The following is a 12183-nucleotide window of genomic DNA, read 5'->3' as shown; positions in this document are numbered from 1 at the left end:
GTCAGTGGACGCGCCGAATGAGGTTTGGACCTGTTCGTCCTTTCGAATTGCGTATCGCTCGCCGACTCACATCGATCGCCCTCAAGGCAGAGTCGCCTCACACTGCACCGGCGGGTGACAGTTCGGCGCGGCCGATGGGGAGCTGCTGGGTGATGACCCGCTTACTGAACATGAAATCGCGGGGACGATTGATGCAGTCCGCCGCAATCAGCTCCGCACTGCGTAGGTAGTAGCAGGTGAAGTCGCAGTCACGGGTCGGGTTTCCACTGAGGACGACTTCGTCGTATCCAGTGTTGAGCCCGGCGATCTGGAGCTTGAGATCGTATTGATCCGACCAGAACCAGGGGAGCGCCTTTATCTCCTTAGGCTTTCCGCAGATGGTCGCGGCAGCGACCTTGGCCCACTCGGCGGCGCTCGGCACGGACTCCAGGCGAATGCGACGTCCGTAGCGGGCCATGTCGTGGCTGGCGCAATCCCCGGCGGCCACGACGTCGGGATCACTGGTCCAAGCGTGGCCGTCGATGACGACGCCATGTCAACGGCAAGGTCTGCGGCGGCGAGGTCGAAGGTCTGCGGCGGCGGCGAGGTCGACGTTGGGCTCCACGCCGATTCCGATAATGAGGAGGAACGCATTCGAGATGCACGCCGCCTGAGAATGCAGCCACGTCGAACGATGGCTGTAGACAACGCCAGGGTCGTGACACTCGAGCACCAGCTCGCTAATCCGACAGGCCATCAGGCGCTTCCTACCCTTCTACTGGAACTCAACCGACCAGCCTCAGGAGCAGACTCCCAGCAAGTGAATCGGTCGGAATCGTATCGAGCGAGACTGCGCGGTAGCGAGCGCTTTTCGCTATACCAGCGGGTTGTCAAGCTACCACTTGACATAAGATATCTTATCGGCGTTAAGTCGTTGCAGCACAGTTAGATTCGTCACCAGTGACGAAACGTAGCCCGAGCTCCCAGTACGCAAGCGACAACCAGGCCACAGGTCGTCTTGCGAAAACATCATGCAGTCAGCCCATTCGTGTTGGCTGCAACTGCTCGGCGACCGCATCCGCGTCATCGCCTATGCCGCTTCGGGGCTGGTAGGTATCGGCATGTTCGCCGGCATGTACGTGCTCACCGCGCTTCTTCATACCATCCTGGGTCTGTCGCCGACCCAGATCGGCCTGGCCTTCCTCCCGTTCACCGTGGGTGCTGTGGTCACCACCTGCGCGCTCCCACACGTTCGAGCACGACTGCCTGTAGTAGTGGTGCTTGCCGCAGGCTTAATGCTGACCGCGGCCGCGGTCGCCACGTTCGTCGCTCTCGAGCCCAACAGCCGCTACAGCACCCACGTCTTGCCGGCGATGCTGTTACTCGGTGCCGGGGGCACGGTCGTCATGATCACCGCCGGTGAGGTCGCCACCGCCGGAGCCGGACCAAACAGTGGTGTAGCCGGCTCATTGGTCAACGCAGCACAGCAAATCGGTGCCGCCACTGGTACCGCCCTGCTGGCCACAGCGATGACGATGACCACCCGCAATGAACTGGCCCAGGGAACCGAACCGGTCGAGGCCGCGGCCGCCGGCTACGCACGCGCCGGCCTCATCGCAGCCCTGCTCCTGCTCATCCCAGCCATCGGCGTCGCCCTCATGGCCACACAGCCGTCGAAGAACCGCCGCACCATCCCACTCCCGACCGCTGCCCACGGGCTCTGTCGTTCGCGATGGCGCCCGCACACGGCATCGGCGCGATCGCGCCGTTCACACGGCAGGTATTCAGCACAAGGGCAGTCTCTGCCTGCAAAACCACACACTCCACTACCAGCGAACCAAGAATGACCAAGGAGGAGCCATGACCGTCACGCAGACACAAGCCACACCCCTGTTGATGCACAACACCATGCGCATCACCCCCGGGCACCTTGAGGAGTTCAAACAAGCTGTGCGCCGCGCGGTGGAGTTTGTGCAGCAGCACGGACCGCAGCTCACCGTGCAGGTGTTCATCGACGACTCTGAGCTGATCGCGCACAGCTTCCAGCTATATCCGAACTCGGCAGCGGTACTGCGTCACTGGAGCCTGTCAGACCCGTACATCAGCGACGTCATGCAGCACTGCACCGTCGAGAGTCTGCAGGTCTACGGCGAGCCCGACAAAGAGGTGACCGAAGGCCTGTCGACAATGCTCGCCGACGGCGTCGCCCGCCTCACCGGTTCACACCACGTCGGCTTCGTCCGAAGGCAAAAAGCGCTCCCCGAAACTCAGCCCTGGTGAGCTGTCGTGTGCTCTCACACTCGATCGAGCGAGCGGGGGAAAGTGAGAGCGGCATTCGCCGGAGCAGCGCCGCGATGTGTCCGGGCCTGCCGGTTGCCGGTCGACCTGGTGTCCGGTCTGCTGTTGCGCGATGAACGTGTGACCCAAGCAGCGTAGATGTCGCGCTGCTTCCGGGGTTACCTGCCAGTCTTGGGCGGGTCGTCCCCTAACGCCGGGTTGATGATGGGGGGTCTGTCCCCGATGCCCCGGGCAGGTGCGGTCTCTAGTGTGCTTGAGGTACCGCGGCCCAGGCGCGAAGGCCGCATGACCAGGCAGGAACGTACGTGGGCGCCCAAGCAGACGATCAGGCCGCTACACCCGTGTCCCCGGGATTCGGCGGCCCATGGCATCGCGGCGACTCCTTTCCCCTGTTGCTGGCCCACCTCACCGACGCTGTTGTGGTTCACCAGCAGGGGTGGGTGGTGTACGTCAACCCCGCCGGCACCCGGCTGCTGGGAGCCGGCAACGCCGACGACATCGTGGGACGGCACGTGTCTGATCTGTCCCCGGCCCTAGCCGCCCTGACCCCAACCGACAGCGCCATGTCCGAGCCGTCGTCGAGCTCCGGTCTTCGAACTTCGTTAAAGATCCGCCTGCTCACCGGGGAGATGGCCGACACCACAGCGCTTGCCCTCGATGTCCAGTGGACCTCATCGCCGGCAGTAGCGGTGTTGCTGCTTGAGTACATCCGGGACCACCATGAGCAGACAGCCGCGTGCGCCGGCGACGACCGATTCCACGCGGCCCTCTCAGCACTACCCGAGGCGATCGTGGTCGTCGACCACCACGGGCAGGTCCAGTTCAGCAACCCCGCCGCCAACCACCTGTTCCGCAGGCACCTGACCACCACAATCAACCTGACGGACCCCGCGCTGTCTCAGCGCTATCCCCTGTACGACGTGGACGGAGAACAACTCCCACGCTGGCGTCGGCCCCTGACCCGAGCGCTGCAGACCGGGACAGCCACCCACGACATCATCGGCGCCGACCGCGCCAACGGGCAACGAGTGTGGATGGCCGTCACCTGCACACCAGTGACACCGGAATCCGACCACTCCCCGTTCGTGATCTCCCTGACCGATGTCACCGAACACCTCACAACCGCCAACGAACTGAGCTACCAGGCCACCCACGACCAGTTGACCGGCCTGCCCAACCGGGCACACACCATCGCCACCCTCGACTACTACCTACGCGCCCGACATCGTCGCGACCCACTCGCGGTCATGTTCATCGACCTCGACGACCTCAAAACCACCAACGACACCTTCGGCCATAGCGTCGGAGATCTCGTCTTGCGCACCAGCGCACATCGACTACGCCAAGCCCTACCGGCCACCGCGACCCTCGGACGCCTCGGCGGCGACGAATTCGTGGCCATACAACTCGACGACATAAACGCACTCCCCCACATCACCAACACACTCCATACCGCACTCGCCCGATCGATTCCCATCGCCGGACACAACCTGCACATCCGGGCCAGCATCGGCGTCGTCCTGGTCCCACCCCGCGACACCCGCACCACCGACCACATCCTGCGGCGCGCCGACCACGCCATGTACCGAGCCAAAACCCGCGGCGGCGCCCGCACCCACTACCTCACCACCCCGCCACAGCCCTTCAGCGGATATGTGCCGCACTACTTTCCACGTCTTGACGACCAACCCACCCAACCCATACCCCGCCACGGTGCCCCCACAACGTAACCTGCGTGGCCGTGACGTCGGCATTAAGGGCCGGCAGGTTGCTACTAGGTGTATGCACCCTCGACAGTGCGAAGTGAAGGCGACCTCGACCGCGTCGCTGGCGCAAACGAAGACCTCCCCAACAACCACCACCGATACACCGGCTGCTCCCGCGTCGCGGTCGCCGCGGCTGACCATCACCCCGCGCCACAACGATCGCAACATCGACCGTTCCCCGAAGCGGCACTATCGACCGGGTTCCTTCCACCTCTCCGGCACGTGGGCCCGGCGGCACGCCCACACAGGACCAGCGTCGGACAACGCCCGCCATGCGGCAGCTTCTCGCCAGGCCGCACCCGATGCGACCGTACTGATCTCAGCCTGCTCGGCCGACACCATCATCGGCCACATCTGCCCCACGCGAACGCGCTCTGGTGATTAGGAACGCCCTACCCGGCCCGCACTGATCACTGAGTTAGCAGCAACCAAGTACAGTTTTCGCAGCCGAGGATTGTGGCTGAGCGTGACGGTCAGTTGCGGCAAACGACGCGCTACCAGGCCGGCGCGCCCGTATTCTCAGCAAGTGTGAGGCGTTGGCCCATCGCATTTTCTATTGCCGCCATCGTTGCGAGCGGATGTTCCCAGAACGCCGACTCGCCCAGCAGCACTGCCGAAGCAACCCCACCCATCGTCGCCGCCGGCCAGACCGTCCCCAACGTTCCTGCGGTCACCGACCCACCCCTCTATATGAGCACCTGCACCCTGCTGCGACAGACACAGGCAGTGACCGGCGTGCACCCCGGGTCACCCGACCAGGACCTCAGAACCGTCATCGCATCGTGGGAACAATCGTCGTGGTGGACGACATCAGATCCCGGTCGCCAAGACACCTACGTGCGTGCACTCCGCGACTTCGCCGCCGGCAAATGCTGAAGAACCAGCGCGGGGGCGGCACACCAGACCCCACCGGAACGGCCACCTGCGCCCATACAAACCCAGAAAGGCACCCGATGGGTTATTGCCTCGACGAGCACGAGATCCACAGCATGCTGCTCAAACGTCAGTCGATTGACTTTGCCACCGGCATGCGGATGATTCTCAACCGCCTCTCGGCTGACGAGGCAGCGTGGCACCTACGACACATGGCCAAGGCGTCCGAAATCGAGGTGTTCGACATGGCCACCGTTATCATCGAGGCCTTCACCACCAGCCGAAGCCAGCGGTGAAAACCCTCGACGCGCAGGCACACTGCTTGACCCGAGCGAGGAAGTCGAATGCGCCAGAAATCAGCACCAGCCTGCCCACGGTGGGTGCCCAACGCCAACAACGGCAAACATCCACCGCCAACGCCCCCACCGAGTCCGGTCCACGCGGGCGCGATACGCCACTCAAGGCCAGCTCTGCACACTTACCCAGTAGGGCACAATCAACCCATGAGCGTTGAGGATGATGTGGTAGCCGCCGCACGCATAATCGAGCTACCAGGCGGCCACTTACTGTCCATGCAGCCGCTCACCGTCGAGGGCCGCACGGTAGCCCGAGTCACCGACATCACCGGCGAGCACGGCGACCTCACCATGGTCGAGGTCGCCGACCTTATGCACCAGCTGGCGACGGCGGACTGCGACCCGCGGGGAGACCACGAACGTGCACGCAAACTACGGGCGCTCGCCGACCGCATCCTCAATTCCCGCGACTGACCGCCCATAACGCCGACTACGTTCCGGCGACCTCCACATAGACGCTCGGCATGGTCGCTCTCACCAGCTGCAATCACCGGTTTTTGCCACTTACCAGGCCACGCCAATCTCCCGCCGTCGGGTCAGCGAGACGGGCCCGACACCTAGCTCACCGGCATCGCGTCACGCACTTGACGTAATCTACGTTATCGGCGTAACCCATTGTGACTCAATCATTTTGGTCACCAGTGTCGAAACGCAACGCGAACGAGTGAGGCCACGGTGGGAAGTCGCGTCCTGACGTCCCTCACCAGAGACGAAACATGGCGTGAATTGCGTTATGAACGAGCGTATTCAGACGAAGCGAACAGCTCGTCATTTGGACCTCAGCGGACCACTCCCTGCACAGCCCGGCCCTGGGACGAGTACTGGGCTGAGCTGACGAGCACTAGCGGATCGCAGTCACCGGCGCGATGGACGGATCAAGAGCAGCAGTCAGCTCATCGATCAAGAAATCGATGTGTTCAGGAGCAACCGATCGGCAAGCCAGGTGGTTGAGGCCGAGGTCTCGAGCAATCGTCCAGAGCCGAAGCGTTTGGTCTATCGCGTGTACCTCATGGTCTGGACCACGGAAGTAATCACGGTGAGCGCCAACCTGATCGCAGATGGCATCAGCTATGTCTAAAGGCAGGTCGCGTTTGCCTTGGCGAACGTCGACCAATAGTTTCGGATCGACCTGATAGTGATCGGGGTACTCGTCGCGGTGCGACAAGGCCTGGCCGACAATCGTGGCCATGGCTTGCTCAGTCAGCTCTGGTTCGAGCCTCGCATGGTAGTACGCGAACAGCCGATTGAGTCGGTCAGCGTGAGTGAGTGCCACTGTTCGAGCCCTTCCATCCAGGTTTTGCCTTACTTGCCCCCGGCCACCGACTCCCATCGGGCAGCGAAACCGGACTCCTGCTCTTCCGAGATCTTAACCGCCATGCCCAACAGCCACCTCAGGTAGAGCAAGTCATCGGTGTCACGGGGATCATCTGCTGGTGGTTCGCGATTGAGATAGTCGCCAAGCATTCGCGTGAATATCGGGTCAGCACTAGGCGAATCCCCACGCAGGCGGAGCATTTCGGCCTGCCCAATGATCCAGGCACGCAACACCCGGTCGCCAAAAAGCTGCAAACCTGTCACTGCGCCTTGGAGATCTTGATCATCGTTGAAGCGCTTGGCGATTCGCTCCAGTGCACTGACCTTCTCGATCAGCTCGGCAACGACTTCGGTGCGAAGCGTGACAGTGGTGTCCGTAGCTGTGATCGGTAAATCCACTGTCGGCTTACGCCGCCTCTGGTCGAGTGGGTCAGGTTCCCCGCCGTCGAAAGTCCTCGCAGCCGAGCCTGGGCGCCACTTCAAGACCTTGTCGAGTTTGGCGAATGTTTTAAGACCAGGTTGAGGAGTCGTACCAGCTTCCAGCTTCCGCAGCGTGACACGCGTGGGCCCGCCCGCGTCACTCAGTTCTTCGCTGGTCAATCCGAGCTCCCGACGACGCGCAGCCACAATGCGGCCAAAGCGCACTGCATTAGGGCTCGTCGTCACGCGTAGAAGCCTATGCGGTCGGAACCTCAAGTAACGGAACCAGGGCGCGACAGGTCGCCCAAACCTTGGCCGCTTACCCAAATCGTGCCACATTCAGTTGCGACAATATCCCCAAATTAACCATTCAGTGATTGAACCTAACCTCAAAATATGCATAGACTGCTCCCATGGAGTCCGGGGTTGGGGGAGAAATGACAGACCAAGGCGTCGATCGCATCGACAAGCAGACAGTGGCCACAGTCATAGCTAACGGCGCCGCAGTGCCCCTTGGCGGCTGCCCAGCGCAACCGGTCGGGTTTGTCTGCATGTCGCTGACCGATGCGACCGGGCCGACCTGCCCCTTGGGCCATTCATTGCGAGCGCGACCGAACGTCGGCGCAGATTTCGCACCTACAGCTTCCCGGCGGCAACCCAGTGAGAAAAGGCGAACCCCCGGACGTACGCGGAGATTGTGGTCTGACGCGCACGACCCGGGGGTTCGCTGAGTGCTCAGCAATCGTTCCTCAATCACGCCGAGGGCGCGACCGAGGTCTCTGCAACCAAAGTGAGCCATTCCAGCGTAGGCGGTCCGGTGGTGGTTGAAAAGCAGCCACCGGCGCCCGCCCAACCTGAGGCTGGCCGCCACCTGCCCTTCACACCACAACCCCAATGCTGAAAGGACCGACAAGTGAAACGCCTGGCGGCACAACGCACCCATTCACGCTCGTACCCGAGAGCGATCGCAGCAACCGTGGCAACGGCTGTCGTCGCAGCTACGGCGCTGGTCTCTGGCACTGGCGTTGCATCGGCTGAATCCTCGTGCCCAGGCTTGATGGTCTATGGCATTCAGGGCACCGGGCAGTCGAGCCCGGATGCGGACCCCGAGCAGGACGCGGGGTTCTTGTCGCGGGTGCTGGCCCCCGCTATGCGCGAGGCCGGCGAGTATATGGACCGCGCGTACGTGCCCTACGACGCCGGTTTCGGCGGTGCAGTTCCGGGTGGAACCAAGCCGTATGCCGAGTCAGTCGATGGTGCGGTCACCACCGCGAAGAACTGGATCAAAGACAAGGCAGCTGATTGCCCTGCAACGAAGTTCGGGCTTGTCGGCTACTCGCAGGGCGCGCACGCGGTACGCGTCGTCCTCAACGACATCGTCAATGGACAAACAGCCATCGACGCCGACCAGCTCGCTTTGGTCGCGAACTTCGGCGACCCGGGACGACCCGAAGGCGCCCCGCTATTCCCAGGCCGTCCAGGCCAGTCCTCACCGTCACCGGTGCCGGGAACCGTTGGTGAAGCCGTGTCACAGGTCATCGCAGCCGTGCCGAGTACTCCGCAGGGCGGTGGCATCGCACCCGAGGCAGATGTTGATGACACCGCCTACCACGCCATCGCCGGCCGCTACTTGTCCTCCTGCACCGATGGCGATCTGGCCTGCGACGCACCAGCAAATGCCCCTTTGGCCCACCTGGTCACCAACATCGCTGGGCAAAGCGAACTCAATCCCGGCGACCCGCTCGGATCGTTGTCGACCATCGCCGAAGCACTGGCGATGACCACCGTCAAAACGGCAGTTCCGCTGATCAATGAAGACATCCAGGCTCCCGAGAACAACCTCGAGTCACTGTCTTATGAGCCGTCACAGACGCTGTCGCAGCGGCTGGCCACAGCATCGGATCCGCGTACACCGCTGCCATCGATCTCAGACGCACTGTCGGCGGTCATCAAGGTCGGCACCATCGGACTCAACGCAGTCAAGACTGTCGTGCAGACCGTCGCTACCCCCGAAACAATCGGTGCGCTCGCCGTTGCCGGGGCCACCAACCCGCTGGCGGTCGTCGGGATCCTCGGCGCCAAACTCGGCGAAGCCGCGGTCGCTCTAGCGCCGCCGGCGACCCAAAAACGCTGGGTCTCCAACGCTTTCGATGCATTCAAAGCCGAACTGGGCGCGAACAAAGACCTGTTCGAGATCAGCTCACTCCTGAAGTATCGCGACGCCGCCAAACAGCACAGCTCCTACAGCGACGTCGCCGCCACACCGACGGGTGCACCGCCCACCACCTTGGTTGCGGACTGGATCACCGCGGCTGCCAAAGACATTGCGGGTGAGGAGACGACCACCAGCACCACCACCCGGACCTCCGGTCAGCTGCTCAGCAGCTACCCGAGCGTGCCGTCGTCATCGCCGGCACCGTCCACCACCTCCAGCAGCACCACGACCACCGCCTCGACCACTGCTCCGGCCAGCAGCGTCTCTGAGCCCCCGAGCACCAGTGCGACTCCAACGGTGAGCGGTGATCTTCCGCCGTTCATGACCGGAGAAGAGAGCAGCCAATGACCGCCCACACGTCGCACTGTGTGCGGCTTTGTGCCCGGCGGTGGCGATTACTTCACCACCGCTCCCGAGATCACCACAGCTTGCCCATTGAAGGTGTCTGATGACTGACCGAGAATCCGAGCAGGGCTGGGCGAGCGACCCCCAGGTAGCCCATTGGCTGGGCGAACACACCGACCCCTCACCCGACACGATCACCTCGGCCGACCCACCGGTCAAGGCAGAGCCAGGCTCCACACAGTCCGGATGGTCCCCCGACACGACCGTGTGGGCCCAGAACGCAGCGGTCAATGGCTGGCTCGCTTCTGAACCCCCTGCCCACATCGAACTCGCCGATGACCCGGTTCACCCCGACGGGGCACACGCTCCCGTCGAAGCTGGCTACGACACGCAGATCACCGCACCGATGAGCCCGATCACCGCCACCGGGCCACAGCCGACTCGGTCGTCGCCGATGACAGCTCCAGCAGCGATACGCCCCACGGTCACTGCCGCACCGGATGTGGCCTTCCAGTCTCCCCGCCGCCGGCCAAGTCGGCGCACGGTGGCGATGGGGGCGGCAGTGTTGACCGCTGCCGTCGTGGTTCTGGGCCTGATCATCACCGCGGCTGCTTTCGTCGGCGATGCCAGCGATGACAGCGGTACCTCGATCGCGCAACCACCGGCTCCCTCTGCGGTGATCGCACCGCCGGCCACGCCCGAACAGGACGCTGACTGCCCCAACCGGTCAGAGAACGGCGTGATCACCGGCCGAGATCCTGGCGGCACCAGCAGTGGACCTGCGGTGATCAAGGCCTTCGAGCACGCCTACTTCGTGCAACGGTCCGGGGTTCAGGCGCGAGCGTTCGCAGCACCGTTGGCCCGGGTACCGACCGCCGAGCAAATCCAGACCGGCATCGATTCGGGCCTGGTGCCTGGAACTCGCCACTGCCTGGCGATCACCAGCCGCGGTGACGGCTTGTGGGGAGTGGAACTGACCATGCTCCCCCCGGCCGCCGGTGAGCCCGTCAAGTCGCGGCAACTGTTCCAGACCGCCGAAGTCGAGGGCCGCACCCTCATCACTGCCATCACCAAAGACACCGACCAGTGAACGGAACACCGTGGGTGCAACGAAACGACCTGTGCTCGAACACTCTTCACCCCGTCGATACGTCGGTGTACACCGACACCGACATCGCCCGCTTCTTTGGTGCCCTCGGCGTGCCAGCTGACAAGGTCGACGCCTTGATCGCGCAGCGCCATGCCGACACCTGTTCCCACCAATCGTTTCCGACCCCCGCAAGTCACCGCTAACCCACTGCTCGTCAACCAACGAAAGGCACTACCGCTCATGCAATCTCCACGGCACGCTCTGCCCGATACACCTTCCTGCACGGCCCCCACACTCAGCGAGACTCCCGCACCGCTACGCGCCCGGGCAATGGCCGCGATGGTGGTGACCGCGATCGCTCTCGGCGGTGCGGGCACCCTGGCTGGTCCGGCGTTTGCCGATCCCGAGCAGCCCGGAGTGACCGATGTCCCGCAAACGTCAGAGCAACCCGGCATCACCGACCAGCCAATCGCTCCCGAGCCCGCACCGGCACCAGCACCCGAGCCAGTGCCCGACTACGGTCCCGGCCTCCTGCCATCGCCGCAGTGGGAGACCGAACCAGTCATCTACACCGAACCGGCCGGCCCACCCTCGACCCCGTACACCCCACTGCCCCAGCCCACCCCGGCACCGGCACCGTCTGAGCCCGCGCCGCCGCTGGCACCGCTTCTGGTCAAAGATCCCGCTGCAGAAATCCGGGCTGGCAATTTCGTGGTCGACCGCCCCGACTGGGTGGCCCCGGAAGCGGCCATCACGGCCAACGAACAACTGGCGTACGTCGAATGGCGGCTCGCCCTGTTCTTTGAGTCGCAGGGCTTCCCCCGCGAAGAAGCCGCCCGCCGTGCTGCTGCGGCAGCAGCCGGTGCCGCTGTCGGCGGGGTCGCCGGAGCGGTGGTCCTGGGTGTCCCGGCCGCTGTGCTGTTGGCGATCCTCGGCGGTGCCGGCGGCGCGGCAATTGGCAGCGCCGTTCCACCCACCCCGTTCAACACCCTGCCGGGCCTCGCTATCGGCTTAGGTGGCGGCGCAGCGCTGGGGTTCGCCGGAGGCGCGGCAACTGGCGCACTCCTAGGTGGTCTGCTGGGTTGGGCCCTGGGCTTCGGCGACGCAAACGCCAACCCCCCCGCCCCCTGGGAATCCGAACCAGCAGCACCACTGCCCAACCCCGAGGGTGACCAGTACCGGCTAGTTCTTGATGCACCCGCCGCAGCTGATGCGGGCCTGCCCGCAGTCGACTACACCGTCGACACCGACGGTGACGTGTCCTTCTCGGCCAACATCGCCGGCATCCCACCGATCAATGTCGGATGGACCGCTGAGCAGGCCGAGGCCCCCCTGCAGGCGTTGGGCCCCCTCGAGCAACCCGCCAAGGACGCGATCGCCGGGGCCACCAAACAGATCGGTGACGGGCTCACCCAGATCGTGGATGGCCTGCACATCAGCTACCCGCAGACCGTCGCGCCGGCACCCGCGGCGTGACGACTGCCGCTCGATTCACCCCAGCACAGCGACCAACCAGGAGGCGATGAG

At 64.1% G+C, this 12183-nt stretch carries 11 protein-coding genes and 1 pseudogene; 9 read left to right on the top strand and 3 right to left on the bottom strand.

The window, feature by feature from the left end; all coding sequences use genetic code 11:
* Positions 1–97: 97 nt before the first annotated feature.
* Positions 98–631, bottom strand: a pseudogene (locus ACVWY6_RS23865) (oxidoreductase C-terminal domain-containing protein); the annotation flags it as partial.
* Between the two features lie 379 nt (positions 632–1010).
* On the opposite strand from ACVWY6_RS23865, the gene ACVWY6_RS23860 reads away from it, so the two are divergent.
* From ACVWY6_RS23860 to ACVWY6_RS23835, 6 genes are all read left to right on the top strand, one after another.
* Positions 1011–1826: an MFS transporter gene (locus ACVWY6_RS23860; protein WP_051722087.1), complete on the top strand. Its 816-nt coding sequence runs from the start codon at positions 1011–1013 to the stop codon at positions 1824–1826.
* Between the two features lie 13 nt (positions 1827–1839).
* Positions 1840–2259 carry a hypothetical protein gene (locus ACVWY6_RS23855; protein ID WP_051722086.1) on the top strand — a complete coding sequence of 140 codons (420 nt, stop codon included), beginning with the start codon at positions 1840–1842 and terminating at the stop codon, positions 2257–2259.
* 323 nt (positions 2260–2582) lie between these two features.
* Positions 2583–4007 carry a diguanylate cyclase domain-containing protein gene (locus tag ACVWY6_RS23850; protein ID WP_081907125.1) on the top strand — a complete coding sequence of 475 codons (1425 nt, stop codon included), beginning with the start codon at positions 2583–2585 and terminating at the stop codon, positions 4005–4007.
* A 564-nt stretch (positions 4008–4571) separates the two neighbouring features.
* Positions 4572–4919: a hypothetical protein gene (locus ACVWY6_RS23845; RefSeq protein WP_156045822.1), complete on the top strand. Its 348-nt coding sequence runs from the start codon at positions 4572–4574 to the stop codon at positions 4917–4919.
* Between the two features lie 77 nt (positions 4920–4996).
* The gene (locus ACVWY6_RS23840; protein WP_030175616.1) at positions 4997–5212 is read left to right on the top strand and encodes a hypothetical protein; all 216 of its coding nucleotides are present in this window, start codon (positions 4997–4999) and stop codon (positions 5210–5212) included.
* Positions 5213–5419: 207 nt separating this feature from the next.
* Entirely contained in the window at positions 5420–5686 is a 267-nt protein-coding gene (locus ACVWY6_RS23835) for a hypothetical protein (RefSeq protein ID WP_156045818.1), read from the top strand.
* A 427-nt stretch (positions 5687–6113) separates the two neighbouring features.
* Here ACVWY6_RS23835 and ACVWY6_RS23830 read toward each other — a convergent pair whose 3' ends face one another.
* Positions 6114–6461, bottom strand: coding sequence for a hypothetical protein (locus ACVWY6_RS23830; protein WP_139025827.1), 348 nt, complete (start codon positions 6459–6461; stop codon positions 6114–6116).
* Positions 6462–6574: 113 nt separating this feature from the next.
* A complete protein-coding gene (locus ACVWY6_RS23825) occupies positions 6575–7252 on the bottom strand; it encodes a helix-turn-helix domain-containing protein (protein ID WP_197038140.1) in 678 nt (225 codons plus the stop codon).
* Positions 7253–8063: 811 nt separating this feature from the next.
* Between ACVWY6_RS23825 and ACVWY6_RS23820 the strand changes: the two genes are divergently transcribed.
* From ACVWY6_RS23820 to ACVWY6_RS23810, 3 genes are all read left to right on the top strand, one after another.
* Positions 8064–9569: a cutinase family protein gene (locus ACVWY6_RS23820; protein ID WP_081907124.1), complete on the top strand. Its 1506-nt coding sequence runs from the start codon at positions 8064–8066 to the stop codon at positions 9567–9569.
* 100 nt (positions 9570–9669) lie between these two features.
* Positions 9670–10656: a hypothetical protein gene (locus ACVWY6_RS23815; RefSeq protein WP_051722084.1), complete on the top strand. Its 987-nt coding sequence runs from the start codon at positions 9670–9672 to the stop codon at positions 10654–10656.
* A 240-nt stretch (positions 10657–10896) separates the two neighbouring features.
* Positions 10897–12132, top strand: a complete 1236-nt coding sequence (locus ACVWY6_RS23810; protein WP_156045814.1) for a hypothetical protein — start codon at positions 10897–10899, stop codon at positions 12130–12132.
* Positions 12133–12183 lie beyond the last annotated feature (51 nt).

Source organism: Williamsia sp. R60 (assembly GCF_054063855.1).
Note: the sequence above shows the minus strand (reverse complement) of the source record. Positions and strands in the feature narration are given on the sequence as shown.